Origin of the sequence: Streptomyces kanamyceticus (assembly GCF_008704495.1) — a bacterium.
Taxonomy (GTDB): domain Bacteria; phylum Actinomycetota; class Actinomycetes; order Streptomycetales; family Streptomycetaceae; genus Streptomyces; species Streptomyces kanamyceticus.
On sequence record NZ_CP023699.1, the window covers coordinates 2,008,532 to 2,026,142 of the forward strand.

The following is a 17,611-nucleotide window of genomic DNA, read 5'->3' on the forward strand; positions in this document are numbered from 1 at the left end:
GGTGAACCTGCAAGCAACCTGACTACGTGGCCGCACGCGCGGCCGGAAGGGTCACCTCGACGTGACCGCGGCCGTCCGCGATCGCGCGGACCTCCACACCGGCCGAGGCGGCGATGCGCCGGACCACCGGCAGCCCAAGACCGTACCCGTCGCCGCCGGTCACGCCCGCTTCGAAGACCCGCTCGACGTCCGCGGGATCGAATCCGGGGCCGTCGTCCAGGATATCGATCACCACGGTCTCGCCCTGGTTGCGCGCGGTGATCCACACCCGCGACCGCGCGTGCCGCAGGCCGTTCTCCAGCAGGGGGGACAGCAGTGACACGGCGACGTCGGGCGCCACGGCCGCCTCGGCCTTCGCCGGGAAGGCGACCTCGACCGCGCGGGAGCCGATCGCCTGCCGCGCGGCGGAGCGCAGATCGCACCGGGCCTCGTCGTCGGTCCGTGCGCGCGCGGCGCGCAGAATCGTCGTGATCGCCGTATCGAGGCGGTCGACCTCGCTCAGCACCGCCTCCGGCGGCACCGGCTCGCCGCACAGCTGCGCCAGCTGCGCCTCACCGCGCAGGACCGTGAGCGGGGTCCGCAGTTCGTGGGCGATTTCATCGGTGAGCCGGCGCTCATCCGCCAGCGCGTTGTCGACGCGCTCCAGGAGGCGGTCCAAGGTCTGTCCCAATTCCCCGAACTCGTCGCGGGGAACTCCCAGGTTGAAACGGCGTCCGGGTTCGTGATGGCCCCAGTCGTCGGCCAGGGCGGCCATCTCGTGCACGACCCGCAGCGCGCGGTGCACCACGAGGTGCGCGACACCCCCGGCGAGGAGGATCGCGAGGCCGCCCAGGATCAACGACAAGGTCAGACTGCGCTGCTCGGATGTCTCGTAGGGCGTGAGGTCCACCCGGACAACCACCATGACGTGGTGGCCCTCGATCGGCACCAGCCGCGCGTACAGGAGGTAGTCGCCCACCGTCGCGGTCTGCGATCGCCTCGAGTCCGCCAACTCCTCGACGCGACCCACCACGCTTGCCGGGACGTTCCCGTCGATCAGGTGGCCGTCGGCATACACCCAGGCGACCTCGTCCAGTGCCTCGCTGTCGTTCTCCGTCAGTACGACACGGCCGCCCTTGGCGGTGACGTTCACCGCGACCGCCTCGGCACGGGTCCGGGCCAGGTCATGCGCGTCCGCGTCCGTCACCCGGCTCAGCAGCACGTGCGAGACCACGACCAGGACCGCGACCACGGCGGTGGCGATCAGCACAGTGAGCGCGACGACCCTGCTGCGGAATCCCGTCATTGCCATCGGTAGCCCACGCCGCGGACGGTCACCAGACGCTCGGCCACGCCCAGCGGCCCCAGCTTGCTCCGCAGTCGGCGCACGAAGGAGTCGAGGGTGTTCTCGCTGACCTGCGCTCCGTGCGGCCAGCCGGCGGCGATGAGGGCGTGGCGGCGTACCGCGTCGCCCTGCGAGGCGATCAGGCGGCCCAGCAGCCGGAACTCGGTCGGCGTCAGGCTCTCGCTCACCGAGCCGTAGGACACCACGTGCTTCGCCGGATCGAGGACGACCTCGCGGCGCGTCGCGGGCGCCACGGTGGCCCGGCGCAGGAGGGCCCGGACCCGGACCAGCAGTTCCGGGACGTCGAAGGGTTTGGTCATGTAGTCGTCGGTGCCGGCCTCGAAGCCGCCCACCTTGTGATGCAGGCCGTCCAACGCGGTGAGCATCAGCACCGGCACGTCGACACCGCGCGCCCGAAGGGCCAGGCAGACGTCGCGGCCGTCGGCGTCCGGGAGCCCGAGATCCAGGACGACCAGCTGGGGCGCCGGTGCGAGCTGCCGCAGCAGGCTGTCGGCCGTGGCGGCGACCGAGACGGTGTGGCCGTCGTACTCCAGGGCGCGCTTGAGGACGCCGCGGACCGCCGCGTCGTCTTCGCACACCATGATGAAAGCCACGTGCTGACCCTAGATACTCCGGTCCCGGTTCTCCATCTGCTCTGATCAGCCGCTTGACGGCCGTGAAAGGCACTGGCCCCGCACTCCCCTGCCCTGCTGCCGAACCGCGACGGTCCGGCGCGACCGGCCGAGCCGACCAGTTCGATCACCTCGGTGGCGGCGGGCGAGGAGCCGAAGTTCGTCCACCGGGACCCCGGACAGCGGGTGCCCGGCACCAGGTCGTCAGCCGCCGTCCTGCGGCTCGCCGCCGCGCACCGGCACCAGCACGGTGAACGTACTCGGCCGGCGGCCCGTCAGGGAAAGCCTGCCGCCCAGAGAGAGGGCCAGGTCGCGGGCGAGGGCCAGGCCGATGCCCGCTCCCTGGCCGCCGTCGCTGTGCCCACGGTCGAAGAGATGCGCCGGGTCTTGCTCGATCCCGCCTTCGTCCGTCACGTCGAAGGCCAGCGCGTCCTCGAGGTCGCGCACCGTCAGGCGCACGGTGCCCCGCCCGTGCACGCGCGCGTTGTCCAGCAGGACGCCGAGGATCTCCGCGAGAGGGGCGCCCGGGACCCGGGCGTCGTCGGCGACGCCTTCGGTCGTGCACTCCAGCCGTCTGCCGTCGCGGGCGAGCAGGCCGTGCCAGCGTCCCTCGAGGTCACGTACGAGACGGGACACCGCCATGTCCGGGGCGACGGCGTGGGGAAGGCCGCGGGAGCGGGACAGGCGCAGCACCTCCTCCACCGTGTCGTGCAGGCGGCGCGTGGTGGCCAGCGCCTCCTCGACGACGGGGCGCAGCCGGGCGTCGCCTTGGGTGAGGCCCGCTTCCAGGGTGAGCTGCAGTCCGGTGAGCGGGGTGCGCAGTTGGTGGGAGGCGTTGGTGGTGAAGTCCCGCTCGTGGCGCAGGAGTTCGGTGAGGCTGTGCAGCATCTCGTTGTGTGTGTGGGCCACTTGGTCGATCTCGCTGATGCTGCTGGGGGCGGCCCGCGCGCTCAGGTCGCCGTCCGTAACGGCCCGGCAGTGGCGGGAGAGGTCCTCCAGTGGGGTGGCGAGGGCTCGCGCCTGGCGGCGGGCGAGCAGGACGGCCGCGCTCAGGGCGAGGGCGCAGGCTCCCGCGAGCGCGGCCCATGCGGCCAGGACCCGGTCGCGTACGGCGTCGGCGGGTGAGGAGGCGCGGACGACGCCGATGACCTGTTCGGCGTGCGGCACCGGCACCGTGACCGTCAGGTCGCCGGCCGAGTCGGCGCGCACCACCGTCGCGCCGAGGGCGCGGCGCACGGGGGCGTCGCCGGTCGCCGGGCCGTCGCCCGCCCGCAGCCGCAGGTGGGTGTCGTACAGGCCCAGGTGTCCACCGTCCGGTGGCGCGGGCAGTTCGGCCGGGTCTCCGCTCAGGTAGTCGGTGTTGACCCGCACCGCGGCCGACAGGGCGGCCCGCTCCAAGGCGTCGCGCTGGTCGGCGTAGAGCGAGGACCGGATGACCAAGGCCAGCGGGACGGCGAGGAGGACCACGGCGACCAGGGCGGCGGTGAGGGCGACACGCACCACACGCTGTCTCATGCCCTCATCCTGCGGGCTGTGCGGGTGTTCCGGTCCGGTGCCACGCGCTTTTGCCGTCGGCTAACCGTCGGCGTGCCGGGCCTTAACCGGTCGCTCTCTAGCGTCGGTGGCATGACCGAAGCGACATTCGCTCGCACGCTCCCGGGAGGGCAGTGGCCATGGCACTCGCACGCACGTCCGCCGTCGGTCTGTCGCTGGTCGCGGCGGCGGCCGCCGCCGGGGTCGCCGGATGTTCCGGGTCGTCCGGGACGCACTCGGGCTCGTCCCCGTCCACCCGGTCCGCGTCGTCTTCTCCCGCCAGTTCGCCCGCAGGAGGCGGGAGTTCGCAGGCCGGCCCGGCGCCCACCGAGTCGAATCCGCCGGGCGACATCCCCGACAACCAGGTGTACGTGGCGTACCGGCCCGGCAGCGCTTTTACCGGGTTCAACGGCTTCACGGTCAAGGTGCCCGAGGGGTGGGCGCGTACCGAGAAGGGCGCGACGACGGTGTTCACGGACAAGCTGAACACGGTCCGGATCACGTCGGGCACCGCTACGGCCCGACCCACGGTCGACGCCGTCACGCATACGGTGGCGCCCCAACTCAAGGACCAAGTGGCGAAGTTCGCGACCCCGAAGGTGACCGAGGTGAGCCGTCATGCCGGTCGCGTCGTCCGGCTCACCTACCAGGGTGACTCCGCGAAGGACCCGGTCACCGGCAAGGTGGTGCGGGACGCGTTCGAGCGGTACGCCTTCTTCCGGCAGGGGCACGAGGTCGATGTGACGCTGTCCGGTCCGCTCAACGCCGACAACGTCGATCCGTGGCGGATCGTCAGCGATTCCTTCGCGTGGCGGTGAGTGCCGTGCCCGACCGACCGTCCTACGAACGCGACGACGCGCTGTCCGCCCGCGAGCTGTACCGCTTCTACCGGGCGGGCGAAGAGGAGACCCTGGCGCTGCGCGGGGTGTCGCTGCGCGTGCGGCGCGGTGAGACGGTCGCCGTCGTCGGCCCGTCGGGGGCGGGCAAGTCCACCCTGCTGGCGTGCCTGGCCGGGCTCGACGAGCCGTCGGGCGGCGAGGTCAAGGTGTCCGGGGTCCGCATCAGTCACCGGTCGGGGCCCGAGCGGGATCGGCTGCGCGCCCGTCACATCGGCGTCCTGCTGCAGAGCCGCAACCTGCTGCCGCACCTCACCGTGCGGGACAACATCCGCCTGGCCCAGCGGGCCGTGCGCGGGCGGCCCGCGGCACGTGCGCAGGCGCTGCTCGACCAGGTGGGTCTCGCCGACCGGATCCGGGCTCTGCCGCGCCAGCTGTCCGGCGGTGAACTGGCCCGGGCCGGCCTGGCCGTCGCCCTCGCCAACTCACCGACTGTGCTCCTTGCCGACGAGCCGACCGGCGAACTCGACGGCGCTGCCGAGCAGGTGGTGCTGCGGATGATCCGGGAGCGGGCTACGGGCGGCTGTGCCGTGCTGATCGTCACGCACAGCCCGGCGGTGGTCCGCGGCGCCGACCGGGTCATCGCCCTGGCCGACGGCCGGGTCGGCGAGGCGTCCGCCCGGAGCGGGCCGCGGGAGGCCGACGATGTCCGCCCGTGACGCCCTCGTCGTCTGCGCGGACGCGGCGCTGACCTTCGGCCGCGGCCCCACGGCCGTGGTGGCCGTGCACGGCGCCGACCTGAGCATCATGCCCGGCGACCGGCTGGCCGTCGTGGGCCCGTCGGGGTCGGGAAAGTCGTCGCTGCTGCATCTGCTGGCCGGGCTCGAACACCCCACCAGCGGCACCGTCACCCGGCCCGGCCTCGCCGGGAGGACCGACATCGGCCTGGTGTTCCAGGCCGACAGCCTCATCCCCGCCCTCGACGTCGCGGAGAACACCGCGCTGCCCCTCGCCCTCGCCGGCCGCCCACCTGCGCAGACCCGCCGGACGGTCTCCGACGCCCTCGCCCTGGTCGGCGCGGCCGACCTGGCCGACCGGCTGCCCGAGGAGATATCCGGCGGCCAGGCCCAACGCGTCGCCGTGGCCCGCGTACTGGCCCAGGAGCCGCGCCTGATCTTGGCCGACGAGCCCACCGGCCGCCTCGACCACGCCACCGGCGCCCGGGTTCTGGACGCACTGCTTGCGGTGGCGGACCACACGGGCGCGGCCCTCGTCGTCACCACCCACGACCCGGCCGTCGCGGCCCGATTGCCCGTGCGTCGGGTCATGCGCGACGGGCGGCTGCTCGCGCGGGAGAACACGGCCGACATCGCGGACACGGAGGACTGCTCATGATCACTTCGTGGGCGGGCGGCCTGCTCCGCCACCGCGCCGGACGGCTGCTGGCCGCCGTCGCCGGCATCGCGCTGGCGGTCGCTCTGATCGCCTCCCTCGGCTCCTTCCTGACCGCCTCGAAGGCGACCATGACCCAGCGCGCCGTCCGCGCGGTCGCCGTGGACTGGCAGGTCGAGGTGCAGCCCGGCGCCGATCCCGCCGCCGTGCTCCGGCAGGTCCGCAAGGCGCCCGGCACGCGCGCCGCCCTCCCGGTCGGGTACGCCCGCACCGCCGGCTTCACCGCCCAGGTCCAGGGCAGCACGCAGACCACAGGACCCGGCATGGCCCTCGGCCTCCCGTCCGGCTACCCAAGGCTGTTCCCGGACGCGATCCGCCTCCTGTCCGGCTCCCCCACCGGCGTCCTGCTCGCCCAGCAGACCGCCGCCAACCTGCACGCCGCCCCCGGCGACAGCGTCGGCATCCGGCTGCCGGGCATCGGAGCGCGGCAGGTCCGGGTGGACGGTGTGGTGGACCTGCCGCAGGCCGACTCCCTGTTCCAGAAGGTCGGCGCCCCCTCCCAGTCCCAGCCGACCGCGCCCCCCGACAACGTCATCCTGCTGCCCTCCGAACGGTTCACTTCCCTGACCCGGGGCGCGCGTGACCTGAGCACTCAGGTCCATGCCGCCCGTGACGCCCAGCTGCCCGCCGACCCGGCCGCCGCCTTCACCGCGGTCACCGGTGCCGCCCATCATCTGGAGGCCCAGGCAGCGGGCGCGGCACTGGTCGGCGACAACCTCGGTGCCGCCCTCGACTCCGCCCGCCAGGACGCCCTCTACGCCCAGATCCTGTTCCTCTTCCTCGGCGTGCCCGGCGCGATCCTGGCCGCCGCGCTGACCGGCGCGGTGGCATCGGCCGGAGGCGCCAGGCGCCGTCAGGAGCAGGGCCTGCTGCGGCTGCGTGGACTGCGGCCCCGTCAGATCACCGCGCTCGCCTCTCTGGAGGCCGCCCTGGTGGGCGCCGCGGGCGGGCTCGTCGGCCTGGGCGTCGCGGCGCTGACCGGACATCTGGCCTTCGGCGCCTGGTCCTTCGGTGCGGGCGCGGGCACCTGGGTGGTGTGGTGCGGACTCGCCTTCGTCCTCGGCATCGTCGTGGCCGCCGGCGCGGTCCTCGCTCCGGCCGTGCGCGACCTGCGGTCGGCCAGCGTCGCCGACACCCGCAAGGAGAGCGGCGGGCGCTCCGCGCGCTCGCCCTGGTGGCTGCGCTACGGCCTGGACTTCGTCCTGCTCGTGGGCTCCTGGCTGGTCTTCCGCGCCTCCTCGGGCAACCAGTACGCCCTCGTCCTCGCCCCGGAAGGCGTGCCCGCTCTGTCCGTCTCGTACTGGGCCTTCCTGGGCCCGGCGCTGCTGTGGATCGGCGCCGCGCTGCTGGTCTGGCGCCTGACGCTGCTCGCCCTCACCTACGGCCGCCCGGTGATCACCCGCCTGGCCCGCCCGCTGACCGCCACCCTCGCCGACACCACGGCAGCCGTCCTGGCCCGGCGCCGCCGCCCGCTGGCCCGCTCGGCGGTGCTGCTCGCCCTCGCGGTGTCCTTCGCGATCTCCACAGCCGTCTTCAACGCCACCTACCACCAGCAGGCCGAGGCCGACGCCCGGCTGACCAACGGCGCCGACGTCACGGTCACCGAGCCGCCCGCCGCCCACGTCCCGCCCGGCGCGGCCGACACCCTGAAGGTCTCCGGCGTACGCCACGTCGAGCCGCTCCAGCACCGCTTCGCCTACGTCGGCCCCGACCTCCAGGACCTCTACGGCGTCCGCCCCGACACCATCGCCCACGCCACCTCCCTCCAAGACGCCTACTTCTCCGGCGGCACCGCCCACCAGCTCATGCGCCGCCTCGCCCAGCGCCCGGACAACATCCTGGTCAGCGTGGAGACCGTGCACGACTTCCAGCTCTCGGTCGGCGACACCGTCAACCTGCGCATCCAGGACGCCCGCACCAAGTCCCTGCGCACCGTGCCCTTCCACTACGCGGGCATCGCCAAGGAGTTCCCCACCGCGCCCAAGGACAGCTTCTTCGTCGCCAACGCCGCGTACATCACCAAGGCGACCGGCAGCGACGCCATCGGCGCGTTCCTGCTCGATACCGGCGGCACCCACCAGAAGCAGGTCGCCGCGCACCTGCGCACACAGTTGGGCACCCGCGCCACGGTCACCGACCTCACCCAGACCCGCGGCACCGTCGGCACCAGCCTCACCTCCGTCGACCTGGCCGGCCTGACCCGTATCGAACTCGCCTTCGCCGTGCTGCTCGCCGCCGGAGCGGGCGGACTCGTCCTCGCCCTCGGGCTCGCCGAACGCCGCCGTACCTTCGCCATCGCCACCGTGCTCGGCGCCCGCCGCGGCCAGCTGCGCGGCATGGTCCTCACCGAGGCGCTGCTGCTGATCGCCGGTGGGCTCGCGGGTGGTGCGCTGATCGGCTGGGCCCTGTCGGAGATGCTGGTCAAGGTCCTTACCGGCGTCTTCGACCCGCCGCCCGCCTCGCTCTCGGTCCCGGCCGCCTACCTGACCCTCACCGCGAGCACCGCCGTCGCCGCCGTGCTGGCCGCCGCCCTCAACGGGATCCGTCGCGCGCGGCGCCCGGCCGTCGAGGAGTTGCGCGACCTGTGACCGCGCCGTACCCGCGCATCTGGCCGTCCGCTCCTACGCTGTCGGCCATGCCCACGCCCGCCGTCCCGGACCCCAGCCGCCCCCGCGTCCTGATCGTCGAGGACGACGACACCATCGGCCGCCACCTGGTGAGCGGCCTGCGCGGCAGCGACTACCGGTCCAGCTGGAGCCGGACCGGCTCGGCCGCCCTGGCAGAGGCCACGCAATCCGCCTACGACGTCCTCCTCCTCGACCTGGGCCTGCCCGACATGGACGGCCTCGACGTCGCCCGCGTCCTGCGCGCCCGCCGGCCCGACCTGCTGATCATCATCCTCACCGCCCGCACCGACGACATCGACGTGATCGCCGGCCTGGACGCGGGAGCCGACGACTACCTCGTCAAGCCGTTCAGCCTGTCCGTGCTGCTCGCCCGGCTCCGCGCCCACCTACGCCGCCGCACCGTCCCGGCACCGCCGCAGGAACCGGTGCGCCTGGCCGATCTCGTCCTCGACGTCTCCGCCCGCCGCTGCACGCTCGACGGCGACGAGGTCGCCCTGCGCGCCAAGGAGTTCGACCTGCTGGCCGTCCTCGCCCAGCACGTGGGGGACGCCGTCTCCCGAGAGACGTTGATGGCCGAGGTGTGGGACGAGAACTGGTTCGGCTCCACCAAGACCCTGGACGTCACCATGGCCGGTCTGCGCCGCCGCCTCACACAGGCCGCCGGCGCCCGCGCCCGGCTGCCCCGCATCACCACGCTGCGCGGACACGGCTACCGTCTGGAACCCTGAGCCGCCCTGGTCACAGCACGCTGCGCCGGACCATCCACCCCCAGACCACCAGCCCCGGAAACAGCGGCAGCCAGGCCGTCAGGAAGCGGTAGCCGAAAACCGCCGACAGGGCCACGGTGCCAGAGGTCCCTGCCGCGGTGAGCGTCAGCACGAGCGCCGCGTCCAGCGAACCCAGGCCACCCGGCGTCGGCAGCAGCACGGCGGCCCCGCTGGCCAGGAGATAGGCCAGCATGACGTGCTCGGCGGGCACGGAGACGTCCAGCGCCCGCACCACAGCGACCAGCACGGCGGCATGCAGCAGGGCGAAGCCGAGGGAGCCTCCCCACAGGGCGCAGACCCGGGACCGCTTGCCGTGCACAGCCCGTACGTCGGCAAGCGCCTGCCGCGCCGCCTCCCGCACGCGGCGACGCACGGGCCCGTACAGGATCAGGGCCGAGACGGCGAGGACGACGCAGCCGACAGCCCCTTGCGCGAGAGTGGGGCGGGAGATGGCCGGGGAGAGCGATGGAACGCGGGGCGAGGTCAGCAGGAGCAGGATCGCCAGCGCGAGGCGGACCAGGCCGCCGACAGCGGCCTTGACCGCGAGTGCGGTGGCCGAGCGGGTGGTGGAGAGCCCGCAGCGGGTGAGGAAGCGCAGGTTGACCAGGCTCGCGCCGACCCCTGCGGGCAGTACGTGGTTGGCCGCGCACGCCGCGAACTGCGCGGCCACCAGACGCCGAGCGGGCAGGCGTTCGACCACCGCGCCCTGCTGAGTGATCGCCGCGCACACCCAGGTCGCCAGCGTCGCCGCCGCGGCCGCAAGGAGCCAGTCCCGGTCGGCACCGGCGAGCTGGTCGGCACCGGCGTCCATCGTGCGCCGGTGCGCGGCCAGGCCCCAGGCGACCGCGGCCAACACAGCCACGGTGACGGCGAGTTGCCAAGGCCGGCCGAGCCCACGGCAAGCGGGCCCGGCCGCACGCGCCGTCCTCTCGCCGCTCACCGGAGCCGCGCCGGTCATGGCCTGTTCTCGCCCTGGGCGACCTCGACCGCGTGGTGGAAGGTGACGGCACCGGCCGCTCCGGCGGTGACGGACACGGCGGTGCAGGCCACGAGGAGGAGCGCGGCACAGCGCGCGGCACTGGAGTGCCCCTCGGGCGGCGTGAGCAGGGCGGCGACCCGCTGCGGCACGGGGCCGGTCGTCGCCGCGGGGGCGAAGTCCGGTCGGGTCGAGGGGGCGGCGTGCCCGGCGAGGGCGGCCCGGGCGATGGCCGTGGCGATCAGTCGCCGGTCACCTACGGCGGTGGCGGCAGCCTCGTCGGCGGCCCGCTCAGCGGCGAGCCGGATGGTCCCACGCACAGCGCGCAGCGCGGGATGGCAAGGGGCCGCGAACTCCGCGGCGGCCAAGAAGTAGTGGTGCCCGCCCCGGTTGTGCGCACGTTCGTGGGCGAACAGGGCCTCGCGCTCGGCGGCGCCCAGGCTGCGCAGCATGCCGGTGGTGACGACGATGCGATGCGGGCGTCCGGGCAGAGCGTACGCGTCCGCGTGCGACGACTCGACCACACACAGATCGCCCACGGCGGGTCGGCTCTCGACCTGCTTACGGGCGACGCGCAGCGCGCGGACCTGCCGGACGGCCGAGCGCAGAAGCGTCAGCACGCTGAGGGTGAGCACTCCGGTCGCCGCGACCGCCAAAGGAAGGACCACATAGTCCGACGAGGTACGCAGGGGGTGGACGAGGTCGCCCAGGGCGGCGAACGCGGGAACTTTGAGTAGTCCGGTCAGGACCAGAGCGCCCAGCGCCGCGACGCAGGCTCCCGCCAGCGCCAGGGCGGAGGCGGTGAGCACCCGCAGCGCGACGACAGGGGCGAACCGGTCCAGCGTCCGGCGGGCCAGCGGCGGCGCGAGGAAGGTCAGGGCCAGGGGAACGAGCAGCACGGCGATCATCCCTCGTCGCCCTCCAGAAGCCGGCGCAGGACTTCCTCGTCACCGGGGGCGAGCTGTGCGACGAAGCGGGCCAGAACCGTCTCCCGGTCGGTGTCCCGGTCGAGTTCGGTGTGCATGCGCTGGGCGGTCAGCCCGGGAGCGTCCTGTACGGGGGCGTAGGCGTAGCCGCGTCCCTGCCGCTCCCGGCGGACGAGCCCTTTCTCGTGCAGGCGGCTCACTATCGTCGCCACCGTCGTACGGGCCAGGCCGAAGCCGAGTTCGCTCTGCAGCCGTCCGGGCGTGAGCGGGGTCTCGGCGGCCCACAACGCCGCCATGACGGCGGTCTCCAACTCGCCCGCCGGCCGCCGCTCGTCCCTCGCCTCGGTCATGGGAACGCTCCTCACCGCCCAAGCGTCTACAGTAATGTAGACCGTCTACAGGATTGTAGTCACTGGCCGGGTGCTGCCGCACCGGAACATCCGGCGCGACGCACCACGAGGGAGCCCGACGATGACCCCAGTCCTGCACCTGTCGTCGCAGCTCGCCGTCAATGTGCTGGACGCGCGCTCGCTGTTGTCCGCGTTCGGCGCGCTGGGCGTGGGTGTGGTGCTGTTCGCCGAGACAGGACTACTGATCGGCTTCTTCCTGCCGGGAGACTCGCTGCTGTTCACGGCGGGGCTGCTGTGTACCGGCAGCGCCGATCGCGGCCTGAGGCTTTCCCTCGCCCCGCTCCTGGCCGCCGCGGCGGTGGGGGCGCTGGCGGGCTCGCAGTGCGGCTATCTGCTGGGCCGCAGAGCGGGCGGCGCTCTGCTGGCCCGCAGCCACTCGTCCCGCCTGCATGTAGGGGCGCGACGCGCGGAAGAACTTCTTGCCCGCTACGGGCATGCGAAGGCGATCGTGCTGGCCCGCTTCGTCCCAGTGGTGCGCACGGTCCTGAACCCGATGGCGGGTGCCCTTCGGGTCCCGGTGCGGACGTTCACGCTCTGGCAGGTCATCGGCGGACTGGCGTGGAGCATCGGTCTCACCCTGGCCGGCTACGCCCTGGGATCCTCCGTGCCGAACGTGGACAGGTACCTGCTTCCGCTGGTCGCGGTGATCGTGGCCCTGTCGCTGATTCCGCTCGTTACCGAGGTCCTTCGCTCGCGCCGGGGAGCTCGCGCAGCCGGGCAGAAAGCAACGGAAGAGGAGACCCTGGGATGACCATTGCCTTCGACGGCTCGTCCATCGACGGCTCGCCCACCACCGCTGTCGTGCATCTGGCCGGGCATGCTCCGCCGTGGCTGAACGACACCGTCGCGGCATGGTCGACGTACGGACTGGCCCTGTTCGCCGTCCTCATGGTCATCGCCTGGTGGCGGGCACGCCGGGTGAGCGCGGGCGCGGCGGCGACGGCGCTCGCCGTGCCGCTGGTCGTGGTCGTGGCCTTCGCCGTGGACGCGGCACTGAAGCTGGTGGTGCGCGAGGACCGACCCTGCCAGAGCCTGCACGTCACCACGCTGGAGGCGTGCCCTGCGCCCGGCGACTGGTCCTTCCCCAGCAACCACGCGGCCATCGCCACCGCTGCGGCCGTCGCCCTGCTGTTCGTGTCCCGCAGACTCGGCGCCGTCGCGATCGTGGCCGCGGGAGCCATGGCGGTCTCCCGCGTCTGGGTCGGCGCGCACTATCCCCACGACGTGCTGGCCGGCGCCGTGGCCGGCACCCTCACCGTACTGCTCGTCCTGCCGACCACACGCAGGCGTGCGCAGCGCCTGGCGCCTCGGCTCGCGGCCACCCGCCTGCGTCCGCTACTGGTGACGCCATGAAGCGCCGCGACGCCTCCGACCTCGTCGGCAGCTGCGGCCTGGGCGCGTGGATGGCGTTCGGCCTGCTGACCATGGTCATGGTGGGCCAGGACGGCTCACCGCTGATCGCGGACCACGGAGAATCAGCCGCACAAGGCTGAACGAGCGCGAAAGACTCAGAAAGAAGCGTCGCCCCAGTTCAGGCCACCTCCGGAGCTCAAACGCCATGGTCAGCGAGCCGAAGTAGGCGACTTCACGACGTACGTGCCCCCCTTGCCTCCGGACTCCAGCATGCATGAACGAGGCACGGGCGTGCCGCAACACATGGAAGCCGTCCTTCGTGGGTGGTGTTGAGCCGTCGTTGCCACCGCTTGAGACAGCGCCCCTTGAACGGAACACGGACGGGGGCCGCCGGCACGTCTGAAGTCAGGGCTGAGGTGAGTGCGCGGCGGGTTGTACGGGCTGCTCGGAGTCCTGGAGTGCGGCCAGCAAGGCGGTCTGGCCGGCGAGGAGTTCGGTGAGGATGCGGCGTGCCGCACGCAGGAGTTCGGCGACGTCGCCACCGGCCAGGGCGTACGTGACGGTCGTGCCTTCGCGGGTGGAGACGACGATGCCGGAGCGGCGCAGTACGGCGAGTTGCTGAGAGAGGTTCGAGGGCTCGACGTCGATCTCGATGAGCAGGTCCCGTACCGATACCGGCCCGTTCTGGAGGAGTTCCAGGACGCGGATGCGGACCGGGTGCCCGAGCATGCGGAAGAACTCTGCTTTGACCTGGTAGAGGGGCGCCTGCACGGGATCTCTCACTCTCCTGACGCGGATGAGGCCCTGAGATGGGGGCGCGGCGGCCCTGACCGCCGCCGCGCCCGGCGTGACATCCCATCCTCCCCGGCCCGGGTCACTCGATCCGAGACTTCGGAAGATGCAGAGGTAGTGGCTTGAAGAAGTCTTCAAGTAGCGGGCGTAGAAAGAGCGCCGGAGCTCACACCTCGAGCTGCTCCTCGGTGCGCCTGAGGAGATGGCGCGCCATGGCGAGGTTCGACCGGGCCTTGTCGATGACGAGATAGATGAAGAGACCGTTCCCCGACCTTCCTGTCACCGGACGGATGAGGTGGTACTGGGTACCCAGGGTGACGAGGATGTCCTCGATCTCGCTCTTGAGGCCCAGCAGCTCCATGGTGCGCACCTTGGCGCGGATCAGGTCGGTGTTGCCGGCCGCCGCGACGTTCAGATCCAGGTGTTTGCCGCCGCCCAACGTGCCGAGCGCCATGCCGCTCGTGTAGTCGACGACGGCGGCTCCGAGTGCTCCTTCGGCCTCGGTCAGCAGGGTTTTGAGGGACACTTCCACACTGGTCACGGGTCCTCCTCCGAGAGATGTGAAGGCTGGTTGTCCGGCCCCGGCGGGGACTCTAGGAGTCACGCCGCCGCCCGATGCGACTTGAGGCGAAAGCAGCCGCAGTTGCCCCCTTCGGATCGGTTGGACGCGCTTGCGTGCCGTACTGGAGCTGCTTGCTTGACCTACTTGTCGGTCGCCGACTGCGCGCGCGGCGACCCGGAGTGAGTCCGCCGAGCGGCGCGGTGTCCGTGATCGTCGGCGCTGGTTCAGGTTCGCTGGTTCAGGTTCCGCTCGGCCGGGCCGAACGGGGCCGGGCGCGCAGGGCCGGCAGCCGGGCACAGTCGTCCGCTCCTGCCAGGCCCTCGCCCAGGGCCAGGAGGGAGAGGATCCGCACGGGCCGGCCGACCGTGGCAGCGGCCTCCAGCTTGTGGTGGCCGTCGAGGAGGAAGTGCGTCAGGCCCCAGTGCTGGTAGTGATCGATCGGCATCCCGGAGGCGGGTTCGCACACGTCCAGCGTGGAGATCGCCACCGCCGTGGGCACCGTTCCCCGCCCCATGAGCGCGACGTACTCCTCGACGCGCTCCCTCTCGTTCCACGTCGGGGGCACCATGGGCACGACGAACTCGTAGAGGTGGGCGTCCGCGTCGACGGCGGTCTCGAAGGTTCGGTAGTACGGGGTGTGCGGGTACTCCGGGAGGCCCCAGAACTGATCGACACCCCACGTCGTGACCTGCTCGCCGCTGAAGTAATCGCCTTCCTTGCCGGGGACGACCAACCGGGGCTCCACATCCAGGAGCAGGGGAAGGTACTCGCCCTGCGGCAGCAACGTGCCGAACGCGTCGATCACTCCACCGTCGTCCGGAACCTCCAGCGCGCCGGTGAGCCGTTCCTGCACGCCCTCCAAGGACAACTTCTCCCTCGCGCCTTCCAGCCGGCGGAACAGGAACGGGCACGTTCCGCAGTAGAAGCTGAGCTCGAAGGCAGGCTCGTCGTCGAGCATGAGCAAGCGGCGCCGCGGCCCGCCGCCGACCTCCTGGAGCTCCGTGTCGAAGCGCAACCGCGCTGCGGAGGCAGGGAGGCCGAGACGACGTGGGGTGCCCGATTCGATCATCACAGGTCGACCGTACGGGACGCCGTGGACCGGGTGACCGACGGTCGGCGTGATGCGCCGCCGAAGGTGCCCTTGACCGGCAGGCACGGCCCGCACAGTGCACAAGCGGGCGGCCCGGGCCCTCGATGTCCGTTCCTCAGCGTGGTGCGACATAGCGGGTCACGACGACCCGTCTCAAGCCTTTCAAAGGCCCTTCCCCCCACTCTCCTGCGACAGCACGGCAAGCTGGCTCCGCAAGCTGGTCGCCCCCGGCCGCACGCCCCTCAGCGCTTGCGAGCAACCGCCCCGTACATCGCGATGGCGCGGTCGTCGACGCCGTCCTGCTCGGGGCCGGGGCGCCACTTGTGGACCTGGGTGACGCCCGGGTCCACCAGGTCCATCCCGTCGAAGAACGAGGTCGCGGTGGCCAGGTCGCGCAGGGCCATCGGCATGCCCTGCTGCGCGTACTCCTCGGCCACCCTGCCCACCTCGCCGGGCGCGAAGTCCCCGGTTCCGATGGTCATCGCCAGGAAGCTGCCCGACGGCAGCGGTTCCAGCAGGCGGCGCACCAGGAGGCCGTCGTCCGGCGGCAGGATGAAGTGGAGTATGCCGATGATCATCAGACCCACCGGCTCCCCCAGGTCGATCAGCTCACGGAACTCCGGGCTGTCCAGGATGGCGTCCGGGTCGTGCATGTCGGCGTCGATGTACGCGGTCGCGCCCTCGCGCGTGCCCTGGAGGAGGGCACGCGCGTGTGCCAGGACGATGGGGTCGTTGTCGACGTAGACGACGTGCGACTCCGGCGCCACTTGCTGCGCCACCTCGTGCAGGTTGGGGGCCGTGGGCAGACCCGTGCCGATGTCGAGGAACTGCCGGATGCCCTGTTCCTTGGCCAGGTAGTGCCCTGCGCGGTGCATGAACCGGCGGTTCTCCAGCATGTGCACCGGAAGCGCGGGCCAGTGCTCGCACATCTTGTCGCCCGCCTCGGCGTCGACGGCGTAGTGGTCCTTGCCGCCCAGGATGTAGTCGTACACCCGCGCCGAATGAGCCGTCGAGGTGTCGATCCGAGCACTCGCGCCTTCGCTGCCGCTGCCGTTGCCGCTGTACATGGGCCACTCCACTCTCGAACGTTGACGATGGCCCTCAGACGCCGCAGCGGGCCGATCTCCTCACTGATTTATACGGCCACGGCTCCAAAGCCAGCCAGGCGGGGCGGACTTGCCGAAGGGCTTGGCGTGCCCAGGGGTCTGCCCTCCCGGACCTCGTCCGGCCGCTGCCGCCGCCCCTAGGCTCGGCAGGATCGGGGTCGGAAGGGCACCACAAAGGGCATCACAGAGGGGCAGCGAAAGCGTGCGCGCGACACAGAGAGCCGCAGAGCGGCAGACGACACCGCAGGCCGCCGCACCGCAGGCCGCCGCCGGGCGTGGGGCGCGCCCCACCGGCCTGGCCGCGCTGCAGCGGCGCGCGGGGAACGCGGCGGTGACCCGCTGGGTGCAGCGCCAGACGGGCGATCCGGCCGAGCACTACGCCACGAGGCCCACCGAGCACCCCGAGTGGGCGACGTACCAGGAGCTCACGAGGGCCGCGGGCATCCCGCAGGCCGAGGCCGACGCCGCCTGGCAACTGCTGCTCGGCGGGGTCGACTCGCAGGGCGCGCTGAACGACGAGGCCATGGCGAAGACGAACGACCGCCAGGAGCAGCGCGAGCTCCGTGCGACGAACTCGTGGTACCACGAGTTCGTCAAGCTCATGACCGAGCATCTGGAGATCGACACGCCCACCATGGCCCTGTGGGCGGGCGGCATCGAGACCAGCGAGTACGCGTACGAGAAAGGCCACACGCCACTGGCGCGGACCCGGATCGGCAGCGTGCTCAACGTCCTGGAGCTGAATCCGAACTGGAAGCTGACGGGGCCGATGTGGAGCATCCTCTCCAAGGCCTTCGTGTCCCGCGCGACCGGCCCCGTGCACATCTTCGTGCGGGCCTACTCCCCGGACAGCATCCTCATCCGCCTTGAAGTCCCGCACCTGCGGGAGATCCAGCGGCTGAACCCGGACGTGAAGCTGATCTGGCACCCCTTGTACAGCGCTCCCGACGGGCGGATCAGGGAGATCTCGCGTGACTGTCGACTCGTCGACAACGCGGAGTACGACGGTCGGGACACCTGCGTGGGTGTCCTCATCCAGTACCTCAGGATGTTCCACGACGAGAGCAACGCCGAGGCCGCCCCCGCCCACAAGAGCATGGCGGAGTTGCTCGTCGCGAACGGGCACAAGGACGGCGTCTGAGGCGGCCGCGAGCTGCGATGACATACGGAAAGGGTGTTTGACCTGGGGCGGGACGGGCAGGCGGCCGAGCGCACAGGAACGGAT

Annotated in this window: 19 protein-coding genes; 9 read left to right on the forward strand and 10 right to left on the reverse strand. The window is 72.2% G+C overall.

Going from position 1 to position 17,611, the window contains the following annotated elements; translation table 11 throughout:
* Positions 1-22: 22 nt before the first annotated feature.
* The 3 genes from CP970_RS07940 to CP970_RS07950 form a co-directional block, all read right to left on the reverse strand.
* Positions 23-1,285, reverse strand: a complete 1,263-nt coding sequence (locus CP970_RS07940; protein ID WP_224058321.1) for a sensor histidine kinase — start codon at positions 1,283-1,285, stop codon at positions 23-25.
* Positions 1,282-1,938, reverse strand: coding sequence for a response regulator transcription factor (locus tag CP970_RS07945; RefSeq protein ID WP_055549173.1), 657 nt, complete (start codon positions 1,936-1,938; stop codon positions 1,282-1,284). The genes CP970_RS07940 and CP970_RS07945 overlap by 4 nt, the downstream gene beginning before the upstream one ends.
* 222 nt (positions 1,939-2,160) lie before the next feature.
* Entirely contained in the window at positions 2,161-3,471 is a 1,311-nt protein-coding gene (locus tag CP970_RS07950; RefSeq protein ID WP_055549176.1) for a HAMP domain-containing sensor histidine kinase, read from the reverse strand.
* A 158-nt stretch (positions 3,472-3,629) separates the two neighbouring features.
* Here CP970_RS07950 and CP970_RS07955 point away from each other — a divergent pair, with 158 nt between their 5' ends.
* From CP970_RS07955 to CP970_RS07975, 5 genes are read left to right on the forward strand one after another with little or no spacing between them, the layout of a single operon-like run.
* A complete protein-coding gene (locus CP970_RS07955; protein ID WP_055549178.1) occupies positions 3,630-4,307 on the forward strand; it encodes a hypothetical protein in 678 nt (225 codons plus the stop codon).
* Positions 4,304-5,044 carry an ABC transporter ATP-binding protein gene (locus CP970_RS07960; protein ID WP_107098973.1) on the forward strand — a complete coding sequence of 247 codons (741 nt, stop codon included), beginning with the start codon at positions 4,304-4,306 and terminating at the stop codon, positions 5,042-5,044. The genes CP970_RS07955 and CP970_RS07960 overlap by 4 nt, the downstream gene beginning before the upstream one ends.
* Positions 5,031-5,720, forward strand: coding sequence for an ABC transporter ATP-binding protein (locus CP970_RS07965; protein WP_055549180.1), 690 nt, complete (start codon positions 5,031-5,033; stop codon positions 5,718-5,720). The genes CP970_RS07960 and CP970_RS07965 overlap by 14 nt, the downstream gene beginning before the upstream one ends.
* Positions 5,717-8,365 carry an FtsX-like permease family protein gene (locus CP970_RS07970; protein ID WP_055549182.1) on the forward strand — a complete coding sequence of 883 codons (2,649 nt, stop codon included), beginning with the start codon at positions 5,717-5,719 and terminating at the stop codon, positions 8,363-8,365. Before CP970_RS07965 ends, CP970_RS07970 begins: the two co-directional genes overlap by 4 nt.
* 47 nt (positions 8,366-8,412) lie before the next feature.
* Positions 8,413-9,132: a response regulator transcription factor gene (locus CP970_RS07975; protein ID WP_055549212.1), complete on the forward strand. Its 720-nt coding sequence runs from the start codon at positions 8,413-8,415 to the stop codon at positions 9,130-9,132.
* 10 nt (positions 9,133-9,142) lie between these two features.
* On the opposite strand, the gene CP970_RS07980 is transcribed toward CP970_RS07975, so the two are convergent.
* From CP970_RS07980 to CP970_RS07990, 3 genes are all read right to left on the reverse strand, one after another.
* A complete protein-coding gene (locus CP970_RS07980; protein ID WP_240507355.1) occupies positions 9,143-10,027 on the reverse strand; it encodes a lysylphosphatidylglycerol synthase transmembrane domain-containing protein in 885 nt (294 codons plus the stop codon).
* A 98-nt stretch (positions 10,028-10,125) separates the two neighbouring features.
* Positions 10,126-11,055 (reverse strand): M48 family metalloprotease, encoded by a 930-nt coding sequence (locus CP970_RS07985; protein ID WP_055549184.1) that lies wholly within the window; start codon positions 11,053-11,055, stop codon positions 10,126-10,128.
* Positions 11,052-11,423, reverse strand: coding sequence for a BlaI/MecI/CopY family transcriptional regulator (locus tag CP970_RS07990; protein WP_055549187.1), 372 nt, complete (start codon positions 11,421-11,423; stop codon positions 11,052-11,054). The genes CP970_RS07985 and CP970_RS07990 overlap by 4 nt, the downstream gene beginning before the upstream one ends.
* A gap of 121 nt (positions 11,424-11,544) precedes the next feature.
* On the opposite strand from CP970_RS07990, the gene CP970_RS07995 reads away from it, so the two are divergent.
* From CP970_RS07995 to CP970_RS08005, 3 genes are read left to right on the forward strand one after another with little or no spacing between them, the layout of a single operon-like run.
* Positions 11,545-12,234 (forward strand): DedA family protein, encoded by a 690-nt coding sequence (locus CP970_RS07995; protein ID WP_055549189.1) that lies wholly within the window; start codon positions 11,545-11,547, stop codon positions 12,232-12,234.
* The gene (locus tag CP970_RS08000) at positions 12,231-12,836 is read left to right on the forward strand and encodes a phosphatase PAP2 family protein (RefSeq protein WP_055549192.1); all 606 of its coding nucleotides are present in this window, start codon (positions 12,231-12,233) and stop codon (positions 12,834-12,836) included. The genes CP970_RS07995 and CP970_RS08000 overlap by 4 nt, the downstream gene beginning before the upstream one ends.
* A complete protein-coding gene (locus CP970_RS08005; RefSeq protein WP_191094884.1) occupies positions 12,833-12,976 on the forward strand; it encodes a hypothetical protein in 144 nt (47 codons plus the stop codon). Before CP970_RS08000 ends, CP970_RS08005 begins: the two co-directional genes overlap by 4 nt.
* A gap of 265 nt (positions 12,977-13,241) precedes the next feature.
* On the opposite strand, the gene CP970_RS08010 is transcribed toward CP970_RS08005, so the two are convergent.
* The 4 genes from CP970_RS08010 to CP970_RS08025 all read right to left on the reverse strand — a co-directional run bounded on the left by CP970_RS08010 (position 13,242) and on the right by CP970_RS08025 (position 16,347).
* Positions 13,242-13,607, reverse strand: a complete 366-nt coding sequence (locus tag CP970_RS08010; protein ID WP_055549194.1) for an ArsR/SmtB family transcription factor — start codon at positions 13,605-13,607, stop codon at positions 13,242-13,244.
* 187 nt (positions 13,608-13,794) lie between these two features.
* A complete protein-coding gene (locus CP970_RS08015) occupies positions 13,795-14,169 on the reverse strand; it encodes a roadblock/LC7 domain-containing protein (RefSeq protein WP_055549196.1) in 375 nt (124 codons plus the stop codon).
* A gap of 259 nt (positions 14,170-14,428) precedes the next feature.
* Positions 14,429-15,259 (reverse strand): hypothetical protein, encoded by an 831-nt coding sequence (locus CP970_RS08020; protein ID WP_055549198.1) that lies wholly within the window; start codon positions 15,257-15,259, stop codon positions 14,429-14,431.
* Positions 15,260-15,522: 263 nt separating this feature from the next.
* Positions 15,523-16,347, reverse strand: coding sequence for an SAM-dependent methyltransferase (locus CP970_RS08025; protein WP_055549200.1), 825 nt, complete (start codon positions 16,345-16,347; stop codon positions 15,523-15,525).
* A gap of 241 nt (positions 16,348-16,588) precedes the next feature.
* Between CP970_RS08025 and CP970_RS08030 the strand changes: the two genes are divergently transcribed.
* Positions 16,589-17,527: a hypothetical protein gene (locus tag CP970_RS08030; RefSeq protein WP_150493093.1), complete on the forward strand. Its 939-nt coding sequence runs from the start codon at positions 16,589-16,591 to the stop codon at positions 17,525-17,527.
* Positions 17,528-17,611 lie beyond the last annotated feature (84 nt).